19 protein-coding genes and 1 pseudogene are annotated in these 19,717 nt (G+C 63.9%); 6 read left to right on the top strand and 14 right to left on the bottom strand.

All coding sequences use genetic code 11. From position 1 onward, the window contains the following. Positions 1-20: 20 nt before the first annotated feature. From AC1RGE_RS16165 to AC1RGE_RS16120, 10 genes are all read right to left on the bottom strand, one after another. Positions 21-1,073 carry an AI-2E family transporter gene (locus AC1RGE_RS16165; protein ID WP_011060080.1) on the bottom strand — a complete coding sequence of 351 codons (1,053 nt, stop codon included), beginning with the start codon at positions 1,071-1,073 and terminating at the stop codon, positions 21-23. 69 nt (positions 1,074-1,142) lie between these two features. After that, entirely contained in the window at positions 1,143-1,946 is an 804-nt protein-coding gene (locus AC1RGE_RS16160) for a DUF4892 domain-containing protein (protein ID WP_026020223.1), read from the bottom strand. An 8-nt stretch (positions 1,947-1,954) separates the two neighbouring features. After that, a complete protein-coding gene (locus AC1RGE_RS16155; RefSeq protein WP_011060078.1) occupies positions 1,955-2,614 on the bottom strand; it encodes a glutathione S-transferase family protein in 660 nt (219 codons plus the stop codon). Positions 2,615-2,664: 50 nt separating this feature from the next. After that, positions 2,665-3,519: an alpha/beta hydrolase gene (locus tag AC1RGE_RS16150; protein WP_011060077.1), complete on the bottom strand. Its 855-nt coding sequence runs from the start codon at positions 3,517-3,519 to the stop codon at positions 2,665-2,667. Beyond that, a complete protein-coding gene (locus AC1RGE_RS16145; RefSeq protein WP_011060076.1) occupies positions 3,516-4,310 on the bottom strand; it encodes an alpha/beta fold hydrolase in 795 nt (264 codons plus the stop codon). The genes AC1RGE_RS16150 and AC1RGE_RS16145 overlap by 4 nt, the downstream gene beginning before the upstream one ends. A 114-nt stretch (positions 4,311-4,424) precedes the next feature. Beyond that, complete coding sequence (locus AC1RGE_RS16140; protein ID WP_011060075.1) at positions 4,425-4,868, bottom strand: hotdog fold thioesterase; 444 nt, start codon at positions 4,866-4,868, stop codon at positions 4,425-4,427. Between the two features lie 31 nt (positions 4,869-4,899). Next, the gene (locus AC1RGE_RS16135; protein ID WP_065363408.1) at positions 4,900-6,567 is read right to left on the bottom strand and encodes an AMP-binding protein; all 1,668 of its coding nucleotides are present in this window, start codon (positions 6,565-6,567) and stop codon (positions 4,900-4,902) included. 171 nt (positions 6,568-6,738) lie between these two features. Then, a complete protein-coding gene (gene sixA, locus AC1RGE_RS16130) occupies positions 6,739-7,188 on the bottom strand; it encodes a phosphohistidine phosphatase SixA (protein WP_011060073.1) in 450 nt (149 codons plus the stop codon). Continuing rightward, positions 7,185-7,532 (bottom strand): DUF4389 domain-containing protein, encoded by a 348-nt coding sequence (locus AC1RGE_RS16125; RefSeq protein ID WP_011060072.1) that lies wholly within the window; start codon positions 7,530-7,532, stop codon positions 7,185-7,187. Before AC1RGE_RS16125 ends, sixA begins: the two co-directional genes overlap by 4 nt. Positions 7,533-7,550: 18 nt before the next feature. Beyond that, a complete protein-coding gene (locus AC1RGE_RS16120; RefSeq protein ID WP_011060071.1) occupies positions 7,551-8,576 on the bottom strand; it encodes an NAD(P)H-dependent glycerol-3-phosphate dehydrogenase in 1,026 nt (341 codons plus the stop codon). Positions 8,577-8,771: 195 nt separating this feature from the next. Between AC1RGE_RS16120 and AC1RGE_RS16115 the strand changes: the two genes are divergently transcribed. From AC1RGE_RS16115 to fabB, 5 genes are all read left to right on the top strand, one after another. Beyond that, on the top strand, positions 8,772-10,898 hold the full coding sequence (locus AC1RGE_RS16115) for a TonB-dependent receptor plug domain-containing protein (protein ID WP_072444197.1): 2,127 nt from the start codon (positions 8,772-8,774) through the stop codon (positions 10,896-10,898). A 1-nt stretch (position 10,899) separates the two neighbouring features. After that, the gene (locus AC1RGE_RS16110; protein WP_492584606.1) at positions 10,900-11,823 is read left to right on the top strand and encodes an ABC transporter substrate-binding protein; all 924 of its coding nucleotides are present in this window, start codon (positions 10,900-10,902) and stop codon (positions 11,821-11,823) included. Further along, positions 11,820-13,721, top strand: coding sequence for an ATP-binding protein (locus AC1RGE_RS16105; protein WP_011060068.1), 1,902 nt, complete (start codon positions 11,820-11,822; stop codon positions 13,719-13,721). The genes AC1RGE_RS16110 and AC1RGE_RS16105 overlap by 4 nt, the downstream gene beginning before the upstream one ends. A gap of 248 nt (positions 13,722-13,969) precedes the next feature. Next, positions 13,970-14,485: a 3-hydroxyacyl-[acyl-carrier-protein] dehydratase FabA gene (gene fabA, locus AC1RGE_RS16100; RefSeq protein ID WP_011060067.1), complete on the top strand. Its 516-nt coding sequence runs from the start codon at positions 13,970-13,972 to the stop codon at positions 14,483-14,485. 11 nt (positions 14,486-14,496) lie between these two features. Further along, entirely contained in the window at positions 14,497-15,717 is a 1,221-nt protein-coding gene (gene fabB, locus AC1RGE_RS16095) for a beta-ketoacyl-ACP synthase I (RefSeq protein WP_011060066.1), read from the top strand. Positions 15,718-15,784: 67 nt separating this feature from the next. Here the strand turns inward: fabB and AC1RGE_RS16090 are convergent, their stop codons facing one another. The 4 genes and pseudogenes from AC1RGE_RS16090 to AC1RGE_RS16075 form a co-directional block, all read right to left on the bottom strand. Further along, positions 15,785-16,648 (bottom strand): methyl-accepting chemotaxis protein, encoded by an 864-nt coding sequence (locus AC1RGE_RS16090; RefSeq protein WP_404940410.1) that lies wholly within the window; start codon positions 16,646-16,648, stop codon positions 15,785-15,787. Then, positions 16,640-17,410: pseudogene (locus AC1RGE_RS16085) on the bottom strand (MCP four helix bundle domain-containing protein); the annotation flags it as partial. The gene AC1RGE_RS16090 and the pseudogene AC1RGE_RS16085, both read right to left, overlap by 9 nt. 139 nt (positions 17,411-17,549) lie before the next feature. Next, positions 17,550-18,014 (bottom strand): DUF3859 domain-containing protein, encoded by a 465-nt coding sequence (locus tag AC1RGE_RS16080; RefSeq protein ID WP_072451655.1) that lies wholly within the window; start codon positions 18,012-18,014, stop codon positions 17,550-17,552. A 72-nt stretch (positions 18,015-18,086) separates the two neighbouring features. After that, positions 18,087-19,061 carry an amidohydrolase family protein gene (locus AC1RGE_RS16075; RefSeq protein WP_492584624.1) on the bottom strand — a complete coding sequence of 325 codons (975 nt, stop codon included), beginning with the start codon at positions 19,059-19,061 and terminating at the stop codon, positions 18,087-18,089. A 191-nt stretch (positions 19,062-19,252) separates the two neighbouring features. On the opposite strand from AC1RGE_RS16075, the gene AC1RGE_RS16070 reads away from it, so the two are divergent. Next, positions 19,253-19,669: an OsmC family protein gene (locus AC1RGE_RS16070; protein ID WP_492584604.1), complete on the top strand. Its 417-nt coding sequence runs from the start codon at positions 19,253-19,255 to the stop codon at positions 19,667-19,669. Positions 19,670-19,717 lie beyond the last annotated feature (48 nt).

Here is a 19,717-nt window from a genome sequence, read left to right as displayed (position 1 = left end):
GGGGAGCGGCAATCGGTGGTTCAGCGCGGCTCCTGGGCCCGGGCCTGGCTGGCGCTCCAGTCCAGCAACAGGCTGTAGGCCACCGCCAGCAGCGTCGGGCCGATGAACAGGCCGATAAAGCCGAAGGCGATCAGGCCACCGAACACTCCCAGCAGCACGATCACCAGCGGCAGGTTGCCGCCGCGGCTGATCAGGTACGGTTTGAGCACGTTGTCCACGCCGCTGATGATGAAAGTGCCCCAGATCCCCAGGAACACCGCCATGCCATATTCGCCTTTCCAGGCCAGCCAGGCGGTAGCCGGGATCCATACCAGGGGCGGGCCCATGGGAATCAGGCTGAGCAGGAAGGTGACGATCCCCAGCACCAGCGCCCCGGGCACTCCGGCAATCAGGAAGCCGATCAGCGCCAGCAGGCCCTGGGCCGCCGCGGTGCCGATCACCCCGTTGACTACCCGTTGCACGGTGCCAGCCACCAGGTCGATGTAGTAGCCGGCGCGCTCGCCGATCAAGCGCTCCAGCAACTTGTGCACGAACAGCGCCAGGCGCGGGCCATCGCGGTAGAAGAAAAACACGAAGACGATGCTCAGGGTCAGTTCCAGAATGCCGCCGCCGATCTGCGCGCTGCGAGCCAACAGCCAGTTGCCCACCTGCCCCAGATAGGGTTTGACCGCCAGCATCAGGGCCGCGCCCTGCTGGTCGATGCTGTTCCACAAGCCCACCAGGCGCTCGCCCACCAATGGCAGGTTGCCGAGCCACTCTGGAGCGGCGGGCAGGCCGTCGACCTGCACGTCCTTGATGAAGGCCGTGGCATCGCGCACATGGTCCGCCAGGTTGAGGCCGAGCCAGACCAGCGGCGCGGCCACCAGCACCATCCAGCCCAGGGTCAGCAGGGCCGCCGCCAGGGATTCGCGGCCATTGAGCCAGCGGGTCAGCAGGCGCATCAGCGGCCAGCTGGCAAACGCCAGCACGGCGCCCCAGAACAGCGCTGACCAGAAAGGCGCCATGACCCAGAAGCTGGCACCGAACAACACCAGGAGCAGGATCTGCACCAGCAGGCGATCGTTATTGGGCATGAAATGTCTCGCGCAAGAAGAACCAGTGAAGAGTAGGCGAACCCGCGAGCGCGGGCTGCCTGAAACAGCTTAACGCAGTAGTTCGAAATGCAGGCCTGCTGCGTCGGTGTTACCGGTTTCCATCCGCGAGGCCAGCACGCCCTGGCCAATCAGCGCCTGGCGCCAGGCTTCGGCCTGCTTGCCGGACAGGCTGATGCGCATGGTGGTGTCCAGGTTCAGCCCGCGGGACAGCAGGTTGAGCCAGGTGGGCTGGGGCTCGGCGAGTTTCGGCAGGTCCAGCTTGCCGGTGTCCTTGAGCTGGCGCAGCAGGGTGGCCGAAGTGGGTAGCAGGTCCCCCAGCGGCGCGCTGGCGTCGAACTGCTCCACATGCAGGTAGGCCCGTCGGTTACCCCGGGTGATGCTGTACAGGGCTACCAGGGAGTTGTCCTGGGGCGCTGCCAGCCGCAGCAGCAGGTAGGCCTGCTGTTCATCGGCGCCAAACAGCTTGGCGTTGCCGAATACTTCGTTGGCCCACAGGCTGCTTTCACCGCAATCGCGGGCCTGGCACCAGAACAGCAGCTCGGCGCCCTGCTTTTGCAGCGCCTCCCTGGCCAGGGTGAAGGCTTCGTTGGATGTGCGCTCGGCGGGCAACTGGTAAGTGATGGCGGTGAGCTTGCCGCGGGCATTGACCTGGCCATCGAAACGCAACTGGCCGCTGATACGGCGGATCGAACCCAGGGGGTAGACGCGCTCCTGCTCCACTTCGGGGCGGTAGTCGACGATCTGTGCATCGGCCAGACGGGGGACCAGGGGCAGGTCGTGGCTGCCCGGCAGATCGGCGGCAAGCACCAGGGTACTTGCCAGGGACAGGCCCAGAACACTGATTGAACGCATGGAAACTCTCATCGGATAAGCATGGCCTGGGCGCCCTTGACGACGCTGGCATCGTCGCTGCGTTGTGGAACCTGCAAGCCTCGCTGCACCGCAGGACGGGCCTCCAGGGCCGCCATCCAGCGTTGCAACGCCGGCAGGCCCTGCACCGAAACCCCGGACCATTCATGGCCGCGCACCCAGGGGAAGGTGGCGATGTCGGCAATGCTGTAGTCGCCGGCCAGGTACTCGGCCTGTTGCAGGCGGCTGTCGAGCACTTCGTACAGGCGCCGGGTCTCGTGCTGATAACGGTCGATGGCGCCCTGCAGCTTCTCCGGGAAATAGCGGAAGAACACATTGGCCTGGCCCTGCATGGGCCCGACCCCGCCCATCTGGAACATCAGCCATTGCATGACCAGCGAACGGCCCTTGGGATCGGCCGGCAACAACTGGCCAGTGCGTTCGGCCAGGTACACCAGGATCGCGCCGGACTCGAACACCGGAAAATCGCCATTGTCGCGATCGACGATGGCCGGAATACGCCCATTGGGATTGATCTTCAGGAACGCTGGGGCCTTTTGCTCCTTCTTGTCGAAACTCAAGGCGTGCACCTCATAGGGCAGGCCGAGTTCCTCAAGCAGGATGGAAACCTTGTGACCATTGGGGGTCGCAGCGGTGTACAGATCTATCATGGTTGTCTCCCATTTCAACCCGCCCAGCCTCGACAGTTGATCCCGTCAAGTCAAGGAACGGCGAAAAACCGATTGAAACAGTCTGCGACAAAGCTGGCACCCGCCTCGTCGTTGAGGTGCAGGTGATGCCCGCCGGGCAACTGCTCAACGCTGAAGGGTAGACGCTGCAACAAGGCCTGGTGCTTGGCCAGCATGCCATCGGCCGCCACCACCAGTTGCGTCGGGCAGGCGACCCGCTGAACAAAGGACATGGCCTGCTCCTCTGTCAGGCGCAGCGGCGAAGCCAGGGTCAAGCGGCTGTCGCTGCGCCAGGTATAGCCCCCGGGCACCGGCATCAGGCCGCGCTGGGCCAGCAGTTCGGCCGCCTCGCGGCTGACCGCCACCAGGCCCTTCATGCGCGCCTCGATGGCCCGCTCCAGGGTGGCGTACACCGGCTTGCTCTTGTTCTGCAGATTCAGCTGTGCCTGCAACGCCATGCCCAGGCGCTCGGCGGCGTCCTCGCCATTGGCCGTCGGCGGGATCACCCCATCGATCAGGGCCAGGTGGCTGACCCGCTCCGGCATCGCCGCCGACAGCACCAGCGAGACGATCGCCCCCAGGGAATGACCGATCAGGGCAAAGCGCTTCCAGCCCAGTTGCTCGGCGGCTTGCAGCACGTCATAGACGTAGTCCCACAGGGCATAGCCGGCCCCCGCCGGGCGATGCCCGGAATGACCGTGGCCGGCCAGGTCCAGGGCAACGATGCGCAGGCCGGCGAGCTTGGGCGCCAGCCGGGCGAAGCTGTTGGCGTTATCCAGCCAGCCATGCAGGGCGATGACCGGCAGACCGTCCTCGGGCCCGAACAGATGGGCCGCCAGTTCGATGTGCGGCAGGTTCAGGCGGACTTCTTCGACGGCGTGGCTCATGCAGGGCTCCGTTGCCAGCGTGTGAACAGCTCCTTGAGCAGCGCCGCGGTGTCCTGGGGGCGCTCAAGGGGAAACATGTGGCCACCGGGCATGGTCAGCGACTCGCCCAGGGGCATGCGCCCGACCGCACTGGTGTGATGGCGCATCACCACCCGGCTCTGCTGTCCGCGCACCACCGCCAGCGGTACCTTGAGCTGGCGCGCACTGCCCGGGCTGGTATGAGGCACGCCGCGGTAGATGCTGATTTCCGTGGCCGGGTCAAAACGCAGGCGCAAGCGATCCCCCACCTGCTGCAGGCCGTGCTGCAGGTAAGCATCCAGGCAATCGGGATCGAAGGCCCGGAACAGCGTCTTGCGGGAGAAGTAACTGCGGGCGGCCTCGATGTCGGCAAACTCTTCGCGGCGCCCCAGGGTGCGCCCGGCCGGAGTCAGCCGGTCGATGAAGCCCAGGCGCTTGGCGGCGCGGATCACCCATTGGTCGGCCCGGGTCAGCACCGGCGAATCGAGCATCACCACCCCCCGATACAGCTCCGGGCAGCGCAGGGCCGCGTGCAGATGCAGCACACCACCCAGCGAATGCCCCACGCCCCAGACCGGCTGGGCCTGCTGTTGCAGGTGATGGATCAGTTCATCCACCAGGCTGCGCCAGTTGTCGTCCACCGGAAAGCGCGGGTCGTGGGCATGCTGCTGCAGATGAGCCACCTCGAATTCCGGCGCCAGGGCAGCAAACAACTTGCCGTACGTGCCGGAGGGAAACCCATTGGCGTGAGCGAAAAACACCTGTTGCGACATACCGACCTATCCATCCACCAAACGAACACCGATTGTCCGCAGGCCCTTGCACCAGGGCAATGACCGTAACGGACAGGAATGCTGACACCCAGGCTCAGCCTATGGCGCGTTGCCTCATTGCGCCGGCGGGTTCTGCCCGAGGGGCACCACCGCCATGGTCAGGCGCGAGACGCAACTGGCCTTGCCTTCATCACTGCTCAGGCGGATGTCCCAGACATGGGTGGTGCGCCCGATATGAATGGCCTTGGCCACCGCCGTGACCCGCCCGGTGCGCAAGCCCCGCAGGTGATTGGCATTGATCTCCAGCCCCACGCAGTAGAACTTGCTGGCGTCGATGCACAGGTAGCTGGCCATGGAGCCGACGGTTTCCGCCAGCACCACCGAGGCCCCGCCGTGCAGCAGCCCATAGGGCTGGTGGGTGCGATGGTCGATGACCATGCTCGCGGTCAGTGACTGCTCGTCATAGGACTCGAAGCGAATATCCAGCACTTCGCCGATGGTGTTCTTCTGGATCGCGTTCAGTTGCTCGATGTTCGGAGTGGTACGCCATAGACTCATCGCCGCTTCCCTTATGGGTGGTTATTGTCGGTCAATCCTGCCACAGCACGGCTTCGCTGCGCTCGCTCCAGGCTTGAAAACTGCCGCCATAGGTGGCTTCGATCACATTGCGCTTGATCTTCAGGGTTGGAGTGAGAAAGCCGTTTTCCACCGCCCAACTGTCCTTGACCACCACCAGCCGATGCAGCCGCTCGTGCTTGTCCAGGCTGCCATTGACCTGGGCCAGCAGGCTTTCCAGGCTGCTGTGCAAGCCTTCCCGTGCACTGCCGGCGGCGGCCTGCACGCCCGCTGCCGAAAGCACGCACAGGCCCAGGGGGGCAATCAGCCCGTCGCCCACCACGCACACCTGCTCGATATGGGCATGCACCGCCAGGCGGTTCTCGATGGGCGCCGGGGCCACGTACTTGCCCTTGCTGGTCTTGAAGATCTCCTTGAGCCGGCCGGTCAGGCGCAGATTGCCGGCGGCATCCTGCTCCCCCTTGTCGCCGGTGCGCAGGAAACCATCCTCGGTAACGGTTTCGGCGGTCTTCTGCGGGTCCTTGAAATAGCCCAGCATAGTGGCTCCGCTGCGTACCTGAACCTCCCCCGCCTCGTCGATGCGCACCTCGACTTCCGGGCAGGGCCGGCCAATCCAGCCGGGCACATGCTCACCGGAGCGGCCGATATGGGAGTAGCCGCAGCTCTCGGTCATGCCGTACACCTCCAGCACGTCCAGCCCGAGGCGTCGATACCAGTGCAACAGGGTCTGGGGCACCGGTGCCGCTCCCGACAGCGCCACCCGCAACGCGTCCAGCCCGAGCCCGCTCAGCACCTTGTGGCCGACACGCTTGCCGATAAAGGGCAGGCCCAGGAGAAAATCCAGGCGCTTGGCCGGCACCTTGCTGTAGACCCCCATCTGGAACTTGGTCCAGATCCGCGGCACGCCAAACAGCGCGGTGGGCCGGGCTCGCTGCAGGTCGGCGAGGAAGGTATCCAGGCTTTCGGCAAAGAACACCGTCTGCCCGGTATAGATCGCCGCCATCTCGACAAACATGCGCTCGGCCACGTGGCACAGGGGCAGGTAGGACAGCAGCCGGTCCTCGGGGCCCAGGCCGAACATCTGCACACCATGGCTGGCGGCAAAGCCCAGGTTGCCGAAACTGTGCATCACACCCTTGGGCAGCCCGGTGGTGCCGGAGGTATAGATGATGGTGGCCAGCTGATCGGCCGCAGGGCTCGGGCTATCCTCGAGCGGCGGACAGCGTTGCAGGTCTTCCCAACTGAAATCGAAAGGGCCTTCGGGGGCCAGGGGCAAGCGGATGGTGGGCAACCCGGCCTTGATCCCGAGCGCCATTTGCGGCCAGTCGTCAAGCTTGCCGATAAAGGCCAGGGCCGACTCGGAATGCTCCAGCACCTGGGCTACCGACTCGGCCGTGAGATTGGGATACAACGGCACCGAGACATGCCCGGCGATCCAGATCGCCAGGTCGGCAATGACCCAGTGCGCGGAGTTCTTGCCAATGATTGCGATGTGGCTGCCGGAAGGCAGCTGGCGCTCGCGCAGCCATTGGGCGGCACGCCGGGCCTGCTGGCCCACCTCGAACCAGTTCAGCTCCTGCACCTGCCCGCCGGCACTGGGCTGGACCAGAAAGCGCTGCTGGGGATGACGAGCCTCGCGCTCGTAGAACACTTGCAGGGGCAAACGAAAAGCAGCAGACATGACTCGCTCCTTTGTTCTTATTCTGTTCGCGACACCAACCAAGCACTTGCTTGGTGGACTATTCCACGCACAAAGGAGCGCTGCAAGTTAAGAAATGTAGCGGATCGCAACCGGGGATCGGTGGGTTCGAGACAACAACGGCGGCCCGGGCATGCCCTGCCGCCGCGTCCATCAAGGGTGTGTCACGGCATTCAAGGTCATCAGCCCCGCCAGGGGCCAGTCGCCTTCGAGCTCCGCCAGGCTGGCGGTGTTCATCGGCTGCGGATCACGCAGGTGGCCGTGCTGCAACAGGCCGATCAGGTTGCCCACCAGGGGTTGATGGCTGACCAGCAGCAGGTTGTCGGCACTGTCCAGTTGCTCCAGCACCTGCAGCGGGTTGGCCTCGGGGGTGAGCCAGGGCACGGTGCGGATCTCGCCTTCGAACCCCAGGGCCTCGCGCACCAGCTGTGCAGTCTGCTGGGCACGTACATAAGGGCTGGCGAGGATCGCGGCGATGGGCTGGCCGATCAGGTGCGCGGCACTGCCCAGCACTTCCTCGCGACCGTGGGCCGTGAGGTTGCGCTGGGCATCGGTCGGCGCATGGGACTCGGCCTGGCCGTGACGCAGCACCCACAGCTTCACAGCTTGGGCTCCTCGTCACGCACCGGGTGAGGCGCTGGCGGCACGCTATGGGGAGCTTCGCCTTCAGGCGCCCGGGGAGCGGGCCAATCGGCGAACGGCCAGGGTTTCTGTTCGGTATGGAAGCTGCCGAAACGGCCGATCTGCGCCAGGAACTGGCTCAGGCTATCGCCGAAGTTCATCAGGCCGGCATTCGGCGCGCCGTAGATCAGGCGATAGATCAACTGCACCAGCACCAGCGCGCCCAGGAGAAACTGCGCCACCTGCCACACCAGCACGAATATCAGCATCCACAGCACCCGCAGGAGGATGGACTCGTATTTGGCTTCGGAATTCGTATCGTTCATGTCTGGCTCCTGTGCTGCTCAGTTGAATCCGCTGGTGGAGATAAAGTCGACGTCGGTTTTCGGCTCGCCGCGCATCAAGAGCTCGATTACCTGGTTCAGCGTACGCCCTTCGAACAGGATCGCGTGCAGGCCGGCCACCAGCGGCATGTAGACCCCCAGCTCCTGAGCCTTGACCTTGAGCACCTTGAGGGTGTTGACGCCCTCCGCCACCTCACCCAGGCGGGTCACCGCCTCTTCCAGGCTCAGGCCCTGGCCCAGGGCAAAGCCCACCTGGTAGTTGCGGCTCTTGGGCGAGGAACAGGTGACGATCAGGTCGCCGACCCCGGCCAGGCCGAGGAAGGTCATGGGGTTGGCGCCCTGGCTCACGGCAAAGCGGGTCATTTCCGCCAGCGCCCGGGTAATCAGCATGCTCTTGGTGTTTTCCCCCATGCCCAGGGCCACCGCCATGCCGGCGATGATCGCGTAGACGTTCTTCAGCGCCCCGCCCAGTTCCACGCCGAAGCGGTCGGCACTGGCATACACACGGAAGGTGCGGCCATGCAGCGCAGCCTGGACCCGCTGACAGAGCTCTTCGTCTTCACTGGCGACCACGGTGGCGGTCAGGGCGTGCTCGGCCACTTCCCGAGCCAGGTTGGGGCCGGAAAGTACGCCGATGCGCGCTTGCGGGGCGATGTCCTGGAGGATCTCGCTCATCAGCTTGAAGGTCTGGGCCTCGATGCCCTTGGTCAGGCTGACCAGCAGCTTGCCGCGGAGCAGCTCGGCGTGGGGCGCCAGCACCGAGCGCAGGGCGCTGGAGGGCAAGGCGACAAAGCACAGGTCACTGTCATTGAGGGTGGCCAGCAGGTCGGTGACCGGCTCCACCGCCGGATGAATCTTGATGCCCTTGAGATAGCGCGGATTCTCGCGGTTGACCCGAATGGCCTCGGCCTGCTCGGGGTCGCGCATCCACTGCCGCACCCGATGACCGTTCTCGGCCAGCAGATTGGCCACGGCGGTACCAAAACTTCCGCCTCCCAGGACCGCAATAGGGCGCTGTTGTGTCATATGCAATCCGTTAATCCATAGCAGTGGCGATGGCGGCATTATACGGGGCGGTTTTCTCACCACCAGCCCCAGGGGCCATTCAGGCAACCTGTCGGGAACACGTGGAGTCATTCGGGGAATGTCGGGCTTATCGACTGGAAAACTCGACTATCTCGGTTAACATGCGCGCCTTCCATCAAGATTCAAGGCTGTGTCGTGTCCGCTGGCCCCTCACCTCTTCGTCTGTCGCTGCTGCTGGGCATGCTGTTCGGCCACTCGGTGCTGGCCGACGATCTGTTCCTGGACGGCACCGCCCTGCCCGAGGTCCTCACCGCCACCCGCCTGAAACAGTCACCTGCCGCGGTTCCCGGCAGCATGACGGTGCTCGACAACGAGTTGATCAAGGCCAGCGGCGCCCGGGACATCAGCGAACTGCTGCGCCTGGTGCCGGGGATGATGGTCGGCGCCATCAGCGGCAACCAGGCCACGGTCAACTACCACGGCACCAACGCCAGCGAAGCCCGGCGCATGCAAGTGCTGATCGACGGGCGTTCGGTGTATCGCGCCGGCCTGGCGACAGTGGACTGGAGCGATATCCCGGTGGCCATGGAAGACATCGAGCGCATCGAGGTGTTTCGCGGCCCCAATACCGTCAGCTACGGCGCCAACGCGCTGATGGCGGTGGTCAACATCATCACCCGCGCCCCGGCCAACAGCCATGGCACGCGGGTCAAGCTGACCCGGGGCCAGCGCGGCATCAGCGACTGGTACGCCAGCCAGGGTACCGGCTGGGAAACCGGCGACCTGCGCCTGTCGCTGTCGGGGCAGGAAGATGATGGCTTCGACAAGAATCGCCTGGGGGCCGACTACCGCGACAGCAAGCGCTTGAACCGCTTCAGTCTGTCCGTGAGCCAGATGCTCAATGAACAGCAGAGCATCGACTGGCAGTTGAATGCCAAGGAAGGCACCAACCAGCGGCCCTATACCTATCAGCCGGTGTTCCACGGGGTAACCCAGCAAGGCAACAACTCCGATGTGGTGGCCAAGGACTACGCCGGGTCACTGCGCTGGAACCTGGAGCTCAATCCACAGCACAGCCTTTATATCCAGGGCTCGGCCCAACACTGGGACCGCCAGCAGACCTGGCGTGCCTGCGACGCGGCAATTTCCTTCAGCCCCGAGCTGACACGCCTGTGGCAACTCAACCCGAACTACGCCGAGCGCCTGGCGCGCCACATGCCCGATTATTTAAGCGCGACGCCCGGTGGAACCCCGACGGAACAGGCATTGGCCAACCAGGTCATCGACCAATGGAAAACCGGCGGCGGCAAGAATACGGTCTGCGGCAACATCGACCAGAGCTCTCGGGAAACCCGCTACGACCTGGAGCTGCAGGACACCCTGAGCCTCAGCGACAACCTGCGGCTGGTCAGCGGCATGAACTATCGTTACGACCGGGCCGACTCCGAAACCTACTTCAACGGCACCCTCGACGACACCACCTGGCGCCTGTTCGGCCAGCTGGAATGGCGGGCCAGCGAACATTGGCTGATCCAGGGCGGGGCTATGTACGAAGACACCCAGCTGACCGGCAACTCCCTGACCCCGAGGATCGCGGTCAACTACCTGATCAACCCGCGCCACGGCTTGCGGGCGGTGTATTCGGAAGCCATCCGCTCCCCGGACATGTTCGAGAACAACGTCAACTGGAGCTACCGGGTCACCGGCCTGAGTACCCCGGTCTACGGCCAGAACAGCGCCCAGTACTTCGTCAAGACCCGTGGCCCCGGCAACCTCGACCAGGAGCACATGCGTTCCCGGGAACTGGGCTACAACGGTTACTTCGTCGACCAGGCGCTGAACCTCGACATCAAGCTGTTCTATGACGAAATCACCGGGATGATCAGCGAGCCGCTGCGCAACAACCAGTACATCGCCAGCAACAGCAACGCCTCGCGCTTCGCCGGTACCGAGAGCCAATTGGACTGGCAACTGAGCCGCGCCGACCGCCTGCGCCTGACCTACGCCTACGTCCATGCCCAGGCCAGCAACCGCCTGGACCAGCGCCTGACCGCCAGCAACAGCGGCTCCGCCGGCTGGCTGCGCAATTGGGGCCAGGGCTGGTCCAGCGCGCTCTTCTACTATGGCGACAGCGCCCTCAACGGCTACCGATTCGAACGGGTCGACACCCGCATCGCCAAGCGCCTGGCCCTGGGCAGCAAGACCAGCCTGGAACTGGCCGGCACCCTGCAGCAACGGCTCGACCACCAGCCCACCACCTTCGCCGACAATCTCTACGACTCGCGCCACGTGGTCTACTTCAGCGCGGAGCTCGAGTTCTGACATGGGCCACTGTCGGCCCTGGAAGGCCCTGCGCATACATCGTCGCCTGTGCCTGCTGGTACTGGGCATGCTGCTGGGCAACCCGTTGTGGGCGGCCGATGTGCTGCTCACCGCCAGCGACGACAACAGCAGCGTGCGCACCTTCACCGAAGAACTGGCCGCCCAGCGCCCCCGGGACCAGGTGCGCTTCGTCCCCCTGGCCCAACTGCCGCCGCCGGGCCAGTTGCCCGGCAGCACGCGCCTGATCCTGCTGGACCCGCAAAGCCTCGACTGGCGCCTGCAAGATCCCTTGGGCCCGCCGACCCTGGTCCTGCGCATCAGCCGCCTGCAGGCCCAACAGCGCCTGGCGCAAAGCCCTCATCCACGGTTGAGCCTGCTGTGGAGCGATCCGCCCCTGGAGCGCCAGTTACGCCTGATCCGCAGTGTTCTGCCGCAGGTGCGCCGGGTGGGGGTGCTGTACAGCGCCGACAGCCGGTTCCTGCTCAAGGAGCTGCACCTGGCTGCGCAAACCCTGGACATGGAAATCATCGCCGAACCCTGGGACAGCACCAGCGACAGCCGCCCGCTGCAGAACCTGCTGCGCAACAGCGAAGTGCTGCTGGGCCTGGATGATCCGAAGCTGTACAACCCGAAAACCGTGAAGAACCTGCTACTGAGCAGCTACGCCCGGCAACAGGCGCTGATCGGCCCCAATGCCGGCTTCGTCCGGGCCGGCAGCCTGGCCAGCACCTACAGCGACCAGCAGGACTGGCTGCAGACCCTGGACAGCCTGCTCGACCAACCGCCGGCTCGCTGGCCCCGCGCGCTATACCCGACGGCTTTCAAAGTACTGAGCAACCCCCAGGTGGCACGCTCGCTGGGCATCGAGGAAATCGACCCGCAGGCCGTTGCGCGCCAGTTGAGTGAAGGAGAGAAGCACCCATGACATTGCGTCGCCGATGGGATATCCAGACCCGCACTCAGCTCATCAGCCTGGGCCCGGCCCTGCTCCTGACCCTGCTGCTGATCAGCTTCTTTACCTTCGTGCGTATCCAGGATTTGCGCCAGGAGCTCAACCACACCGGGCAACTGATCGCCAATCAACTGGCGCCAGCCACCGAGTACGGGGTGATCTCCGGCAACAACGAGGGCCTGGAGAGCCTCCTGCAGGCAACCCTGGCCACACCTCATGTGCACTTCCTGGAAGTGCAGGACAGCGCCAACAACATCCTGGTGTACGTGGAACAGCCCTCGGCCAGCCACAACCACGCGCAGCAGATCAAGGTATTCCAGGCCCCGGTACGCCTGCAGCGCATCCAGGTGCACAACGACTTTCTGCAGAACGATCCGGCCAGCATGGCCGCCCAGGGCGATGGTTACCTGGGCCGGGTGATCGTCGGCATGTCCAACGACGCCTTCAGCCAGCGCCAGCAGGAAATCCTCCTCAAGGCCGCCATCCTCGCGCTGTTCGCCCTGCTCTTCACCTTCCTCCTGGCCCGGCGCCTGGCGGCCGGCCTGGCACAGCCGATCCGCGCCATGGGCGATGCGGTGAAGGCAATCCAGGAAGGGGATTTCAAGACCCCGCTGCCGATCGTCGACGATGGCGAGCTGGGCAACCTGGCCCGGCACATCAACAACCTCGCCGCCGGCCTGGAACTGGCCAGCCGCGAGCAGCACCAGGCCATGTCCCAGTTGATCCAGACCCGGGAAGAGGCGGAACGGGCGAACAAGGCCAAGTCGGATTTCCTGGCGATGATGAGCCACGAGCTGCGCACACCGATGAACGGTGTGCTGGGCATGCTGCAACTGCTGGAAACCACCCAGATGACCCAGGAACAGAGCGAGTACGCGGCGCTGGCGTCGGAATCCACCGAACACCTGCTGAAGGTGATCAACGACATCCTCGACTTCTCCCGCATCGAACGCTCGGCCCTGGAACTGGAGCACATCCCATTCAACCTTGCCGAACTGATCACCAGCTCGGCCCAGGCCTTCCAGCACAGCGCCCTGCAACGCGGCCTGGACTTGCAACTGCGGCTGCCGCCGGGCATGGAGTCGCTGCAGGTCAAGGGCGACCCGACGCGAATCCGGCAGATCCTGGTCAACCTGATCGGCAACGCCCTGAAATTCACCGAGCAGGGCAGCATCACCATCGAGCCCCAGTGGCAGGCCCTGGATCACGAACTGCTGTGGTTCACCTGCGCAGTGCGCGACAGCGGTATCGGCATCAGCCCGGCCAGCCTGGAGCTGATGTTCGACGCCTTCCAGCAGGCCGACAGTTCGATTTCCCGTCGCTATGGCGGCACCGGCCTGGGCCTGCCCATCGCCCGCACCCTGGCCGAGCGCATGGGTGGCACCCTGCGGGCCCAGAGCGAGGAAGGCCGAGGCTCGGTGTTCACCCTGGAAATCCCCCTGGCGCTGTTCCAGCAGAGCCTGCCGGTACTGGCCCCGCGGGTGAGCAGCAATCAGCACTCCGGTGAAGGCCGCAACGTGCTGCTGGTGGAAGACAACCCGGTGAACCAGACCGTGATCCAGGCCATGCTGCGCAGCCTGGGGTTCACCGTGAGCATCGTCACCGACGGCGCCCAGGCGGTCCGCAGTGCCGAAAGCCTGATCTTCGAGGCGATTCTGATGGATTGCCGACTGCCGCTGGTCGACGGCTATGAGGCCACCCGGCAGATCCGCCAACTGCCCGGTTGTGCCGATTTACCGATCATCGCCCTGACCGCCAACGCCTTGCAGGGCGACCGTGAAGCCTGCCTTGCAGCGGGCATGAACGACTACCTGGCCAAGCCTTTCAAGCGCGCGGATCTGCAGCAAATTCTCCAACGTTGGGTGCAATAACCGGCTATTTTCCAACAGCTACGACTGGCGTCATGGGCGAAAGTGCGGCAGTCTTAGGCACCCGACGGGGCCCTGAAAAGGCCCTCAAAAAAAATTTCAGTGCACAAGTGTACATTCATGCCCTTTGCGCTGTGACTTTCACTACAACGCAATAGTCTATGAGTAGGCTGCCGGCTCGAGGCATGAACGCTTCGATCGGCCGGGAAGATTTGCCCAACCCTGCCGCACGGGACTATTGAGGAGCTCGCATGACCAAACAAAACGCCTTTACTCGGGAAGACCTGCTGCGCTGCAGTCGCGGTGAGCTGTTCGGCCCAGGTAACGCGCAACTGCCCGCCCCCAACATGCTGATGGTGGATCGCATCACCCATATCAGCGAAGAGGGTGGCAAGTACGGTAAAGGTGAGTTGGTCGCTGAGCTGGATATCACTCCAGACCTGTGGTTCTTCGCTTGCCACTTCGAAGGCGACCCGGTGATGCCAGGCTGCCTGGGCCTGGATGCCATGTGGCAACTGGTGGGCTTCTTCCTCGGCTGGCAGGGCTTGCCGGGCCGCGGTCGCGCCCTGGGTTCGGGGGAAGTGAAATTCTTCGGCCAGGTCCTGCCGACCGCCAAGAAAGTCACCTATAACATTCACATCAAGCGCGTGCTCAAGGGCAAGCTGAACATGGCCATCGCCGATGGTTCGGTCAGCGTTGACGGCCGCGAAATCTATACCGCCGAAGGCCTCCGGGTCGGCGTGTTTACTTCAACTGACAACTTCTAAGGGTTATCCGCATGCGCCGCGTCGTTATCACAGGTCTTGGCATTGTTTCGTGCCTGGGCAATGACAAAGAGACCGTCTCCGCTAACCTGCGTGCAAGTCGCCCTGGCATCCGCTTCAACCCGGAATATGCCGAAATGGGTCTGCGTAGCCAGGTTTCCGGCTCCATTGACCTGAACCTCGAAGAGCTGATCGACCGCAAGATCTATCGCTTCGTCGGCCACGCGGCGGCTTACGCCTACCTGGCCATGAAAGACGCCATCGCCGACTCCGGCCTGAGCGAAGAACAAGTGTCCAACCCGCGCACCGGCCTGATCGCCGGTTCCGGCGGCGCCTCGACCCTGAACCAGATGGAAGCGCTGGACATCCTGCGCGAGAAAGGCGTCAAGCGCGTTGGCCCATACCGCGTTACGCGGACCATGAGCAGCACCGTTTCCGCCTGCCTGGCCACCCCGTTCAAGATCAAGGGCCTGAACTACTCCATCGCTTCTGCCTGCGCCACCAGTGCTCACTGCATCGGTACCGCCATGGAACAGATCCAGATGGGCAAGCAGGACATCGTCTTCGCCGGTGGCGGTGAAGAAGAGCATTGGACCCAGTCGTTCCTGTTCGACGCCATGGGTGCCCTGTCGACCCAGTACAACGAAACCCCGGAAAAGGCGTCCCGCGCCTACGACGCCAAGCGTGACGGTTTCGTCATCGCCGGCGGTGGCGGCATGGTGGTGGTCGAGGAGCTGGAACACGCTCTGGCCCGTGGCGCCAAGATCTACGCGGAAATCGTCGGCTACGGCGCCACTTCCGATGGCTACGACATGGTGGCTCCAAGCGGCGAAGGTGCAATCCGCTGCATGGAAATGGCCATGTCCACCGTCGACACCCCTATCGACTACCTGAACACCCACGGCACTTCGACCCCGGTCGGCGACGTCGCGGAAATGAAGGGCGTGCGTGAAGTGTTCGGCGACAAGGCCCCGGCCATCAGCTCCACCAAGAGCCTGTCGGGTCACTCCCTGGGCGCTGCCGGCGTTCACGAAGCGATCTACTGCATGCTGATGATGGAAGGCAACTTCATGGCCGGTTCGGCCAACATCGACGAGCTGGATCCGGAAGTGGCCGATATGCCGATCCTGACCAAGACCCGCGAAGACGCCACCATCAACACCGTGATGAGCAACAGCTTCGGCTTCGGTGGCACCAACGCCACCCTGGTCCTGAAGCGCTGGCAGGGCAAGTAAGCCCCGCCGCTTCGCCGAATGAAAAAGCCCCGACCGGTTCGGGGCTTTTTTTCGCCTGCCAGAAGGCTCAGACCGAGAAACGCGCCACCATGCTGTTCAGGTCCACCGCCAGGCGCGACAACTCCTGGCTGGCCGCACTGGTCTGATTGGCCCCGGCGGAGGTTTGCAAGGCCAGGTCGCGGATGTTCATCAGGTTGCGGTCCACCTCCCGCGCCACCGCCGCCTGCTGCTCCGAGGCGCTGGCAATGACGATGTTGCGCTCATTGATCTGGGTGAAGGCCGATGCGATTTCCTCCAGCGCCTGCCCTGCCGCCTTGGCCACCTCCAGGGTCGAATGGGCGCGGTTGTTGCTCTGCTGCATGGAACTGACGGCCTGGTCGGTGCCCTGCTGGATACCACCGATCATCTGCTCGATTTCCTGGGTCGACTGCTGGGTCCGATGAGCCAGGGCCCGGACTTCATCGGCCACCACTGCGAACCCGCGTCCCGCATCCCCGGCCCGTGCCGCCTCGATGGCCGCGTTCAACGCCAGCAGGTTGGTCTGCTCGGCAATGGAACGGATCACCTCCAGTACCTTGCTGATGCCATAGACCTTCTGCGCCAGATCCTCCACCTGGCTGGCATTGGCCGTCACGTCCTGCGCCAGCGACTCAATCGAGAGTACCGTCTGGTGCACCTGCTCGCGCCCGTGCTGGGCGATGCGGTCGGACTCCCGCGAGGCTTCGGACGTGGCCACTGCGTTACTGGCCACCTCCTCCACCGCTGCGGTCATCTGGTTTACCGCCGTGGCCGCCTGTTCGATCTCCAGGCTCTGCTGATGCAGGCCACGGGTCGCATCCTCGGTGACACAACTGAGCTCTTCCGAGGCCGAGGCCAGCTGGCTGGATGAATCGGAGATGCGCCGGATGGTTTCCCGCAGGCTGTGCTGCATGGCCTTGAGCGCGTGCAGCAGGCGCGCCGGCTCGTCCCTGCCGGTCACCGTGATAGTGCCGGTCAGATCGCCGCCGGCCACCACTTCGGCCACATTCAACGACTGCGCCAGAGGCAGGACGATACTGCGGGTCAACAACAGGGCCAGGCCGATGGTCACCAGCGCCGCCAGGGCAATCATGCCGATCACCCATACCCGCGACTTGCTGAACACCGCCTGGGCCATATCGGTGGCATGGGTCGCGCTTTGCTTGTTCAGCTCCACCAGCTCGTGCAGGGTCGCGGCCATCTCATCGGCCAGCTGGTTCATTTCGCCATTGACCACCTTGACCGCTTCCTCCAGCTGGTTCTGGCTGGAGAGCTGCATGACCCGTTCCTGGCGTTGCAGGTACTGTTTTTCGATGGTCTTGAAGCGATCGAACAGGACCCGCTCCTGGGGCAGGAGGATCAAGGATTCGTAGCGGCTCTGGGCAACCCCCAGGACACTCTTGATCTCGTTGATCTTGTTTTCGTTCTGGGTGATTGCCTGCGGGTCGCGATTGATCAACAGCCGCAGGGTCAGGGCGCGAATGCGCAGCAGGTCCTGGTTCATTTCCCCTACGGACATCACGCTGGGCAGCCAATTGCTTTCCACTTCATCGGACTGCTGGCGCATATTGCCCATCTGCATCAAGGCGAATGCCCCCAGGGCAAACACCATCAGCGCCAGCAAGCCGAAACCCAGGCTCGCCCGTAGCGCAATGTTCAGACTTCTAAGACTCATTCCTCTGGCTCCTTCCTAGAGCGCTGCAAGAACTTGCAGCAGGGTGCTCTTAGACGGTATCGGGCCATTGGAAAATTGCGTAAGACAAAAACGTGATATCAAAACGCCCTAGCACTCCAATACTTGGGCGTAAAACGATTCAGCGCACAGAAAATCGCTGTTCTGCCAACAATCGGTCGCCCTGGAAGACCATGAAACGCCACTCGCCCGGGACCACTTCATGGCTTTCGGTGAACTCATAGGCCATTACATCCTGGGGAGCGTTGGGCACCAGTTTCTGAGTGATTTCGAACTTGTCATGGCGTACCCCGTCCGGCGTACGGATGCCCGGCGTCAGGTAAAGAAGAGTCAGGGGCTGATCTTCGGCCACCTTGCCCAGCAACTGGTAACGCATGCCGAACTTGGTCCCCAGCCTGGCGGGCACCACGGAAGTCTGCTGGATCTTCTCGTTGCTGCGGCGCAGCACTCGCTCCCCCGATTGCAGCTCGGCCTTGGGACCTTCGAACACGCCGTATTCCACCGGCCCTTCGACACGGACTTCGGCGCAGGCCAGGCCACTGAAGATCATCAGCGCCGCCAGTGCGCTTAAACGAGTGAGGTGCATATCGCGCTCCTTGATTGAGATGGCGCGAGCTTATGAAGCAGGCATGACAGGCTGATGACAGTCTGGCGCCTGCTAGGGACGATGGTTGGCGGGAAGGATGGCGAGGAAATTGTCATGGGCCACCTTGCGTGCCACCTCCTGCGGCAAGGCGTCAAGAAAGCCATCGAACCCCCGCAGCTCGCTCCCCAGCTTGTTGAAGCGCCCGACCACGTCCGAACCCAGCATGAAGCGCTCCGGGAAGCGCTCCACCAGCTGCAGCCAGGCCAGGTCGGGGTTGCCCTGCTTATCCAGCAGATAGGGCGTGAGCAGGCTCCAGGACAGGTCGATGTAGAGGTTGGGGTAGCTCTCCAGCAGCCGCGTCAGGGTCGGCAGCAGGAACTCCAGCCGGGTCTGGTGACGATGGATCTCGGCACTGGTGCCGGCATGGGCCCAGATAAAACGCGTATGGGGGTGATTGCGCAGCGGCTCTTCGATTTCCGCCAGGTACAGCGGATTGCGCTCGCGCTTGGAGGTGATGTTGGAGTGCAGCATGACCGGCAGGTCGTTCTCGGCCGCCAGGTGATAGACCTTGGTCATCGCCTCGTTATTGGCCCGCGGCGTGTCGCCGGCGGTCAGCGCGGTGAGATCGTCGTGCCGGGTGAAGACCTCGCCGATGCCCTGCCACAGCCCCGGGTCAAGATCGAGCATGCGCTGGATATGCGCCGCGGAGTTCTTGTCGTTGGGGTTGAACCCCGAAAGGAACGGATGAAAGCGCCGGCGCTGCTCGGCCGGTAGTTTTTTCACCGCGGCGGCCACCAGCACGTCGGTGGCGCTGTACCAGTAGGCCGCGGCATCGTCCCCGGCGTAGTAGCGCGGGCGCTTGGGCTCATCCTCGTGCCATTTCTTGGCCACCGGAATCCCGGCAATCATCACCTGCTCGATGCGGTTGTCATCCATGGCCTTGAGCAAGGCTTCCATGCCCGCGGTTTCCTGGAAGAAGTCCACGTAATGCAGGTGCGCGTCGCTGTACACATAGTCACGCGCCTGGGCCACCGCCAGCGGCAGCATCAGCAGCGCCCACAAACAGCTTGCTTGAACAGGGTTCCAGTGCACCGGGCCGCCTCCCATGGATCGAAGCAGGATAGACCGCGACGCCGAGCCGCAGGTTCAGAAAAAGGGGAACGCCCGCGCTTCGATATGCTCTATAACTTCAGCACCCTTACAGCCTGATCCTTATTCATCACTGCCTGAGGTTTGCCATGACCATCACCGTCAATACCGAGTCCAGCGAAGGTTTCCGCCACAGCATCCAGGTCGACGACCACCCGTTGTTCACCGACCTGCCCAAGTCCGCCGGTGGCGAAGGCACCGCCCCCGAGCCCCATGACTACTTCGATGCCGCCCTGGGCGCCTGCAAGGCCCTGACCCTCAAGCTCTACGCGCAGAAGAAGAACATCCCGCTGACCGGGGTCACCGTGGAGATCAAGCACGACAACAGCGAAGAGCAGAAGGGCAAGTACGTCCTGCATGTGAAGCTGACCCTCAAGGGCGTGCTCACCGATGCCCAGCGTGATGAGCTGCACCGGGTGGCCGACCGTTGCCCGATCCACAAGCTGATGACCACCAGCGAAGTCAGCATCGAGACCCACCTCTCCGAAGGTGCCTTCAGCCAGTAGCGGCAAGGCGGGCACAAGCGGGTTATGCTCCCGGGCATAACCCGATCA

The organism is Pseudomonas sp. GW823-FHT02C05, assembly GCF_058797595.1.
This window is presented reverse-complemented; position numbering and strand designations above follow the sequence as displayed.

Coding starts and splice junctions, on each gene's coding strand:
- AC1RGE_RS16165 (WP_011060080.1), bottom strand. CDS start 1,073: ATGCCCAATAACGATCGCCTGCTGGTGCAGATCCTGCTCCTGGTGTTG.
- AC1RGE_RS16160 (WP_026020223.1), bottom strand. CDS start 1,946: ATGCGTTCAATCAGTGTTCTGGGCCTGTCCCTGGCAAGTACCCTGGTG.
- AC1RGE_RS16155 (WP_011060078.1), bottom strand. CDS start 2,614: ATGATAGATCTGTACACCGCTGCGACCCCCAATGGTCACAAGGTTTCC.
- AC1RGE_RS16150 (WP_011060077.1), bottom strand. CDS start 3,519: ATGAGCCACGCCGTCGAAGAAGTCCGCCTGAACCTGCCGCACATCGAA.
- AC1RGE_RS16145 (WP_011060076.1), bottom strand. CDS start 4,310: ATGTCGCAACAGGTGTTTTTCGCTCACGCCAATGGGTTTCCCTCCGGC.
- AC1RGE_RS16140 (WP_011060075.1), bottom strand. CDS start 4,868: ATGAGTCTATGGCGTACCACTCCGAACATCGAGCAACTGAACGCGATC.
- AC1RGE_RS16135 (WP_065363408.1), bottom strand. CDS start 6,567: ATGTCTGCTGCTTTTCGTTTGCCCCTGCAAGTGTTCTACGAGCGCGAG.
- AC1RGE_RS16125 (WP_011060072.1), bottom strand. CDS start 7,532: ATGAACGATACGAATTCCGAAGCCAAATACGAGTCCATCCTCCTGCGG.
- AC1RGE_RS16120 (WP_011060071.1), bottom strand. CDS start 8,576: ATGACACAACAGCGCCCTATTGCGGTCCTGGGAGGCGGAAGTTTTGGT.
- AC1RGE_RS16110 (WP_492584606.1), top strand. CDS start 10,900: ATGGGCCACTGTCGGCCCTGGAAGGCCCTGCGCATACATCGTCGCCTG.
- AC1RGE_RS16105 (WP_011060068.1), top strand. CDS start 11,820: ATGACATTGCGTCGCCGATGGGATATCCAGACCCGCACTCAGCTCATC.
- fabA (WP_011060067.1), top strand. CDS start 13,970: ATGACCAAACAAAACGCCTTTACTCGGGAAGACCTGCTGCGCTGCAGT.
- fabB (WP_011060066.1), top strand. CDS start 14,497: ATGCGCCGCGTCGTTATCACAGGTCTTGGCATTGTTTCGTGCCTGGGC.
- AC1RGE_RS16090 (WP_404940410.1), bottom strand. CDS start 16,648: ATGCAGCACAGCCTGCGGGAAACCATCCGGCGCATCTCCGATTCATCC.
- AC1RGE_RS16080 (WP_072451655.1), bottom strand. CDS start 18,014: ATGCACCTCACTCGTTTAAGCGCACTGGCGGCGCTGATGATCTTCAGT.
- AC1RGE_RS16075 (WP_492584624.1), bottom strand. CDS start 19,061: ATGCTGCCGCTGGCGGTGGCCCAGGCGCGTGACTATGTGTACAGCGAC.
- AC1RGE_RS16070 (WP_492584604.1), top strand. CDS start 19,253: ATGACCATCACCGTCAATACCGAGTCCAGCGAAGGTTTCCGCCACAGC.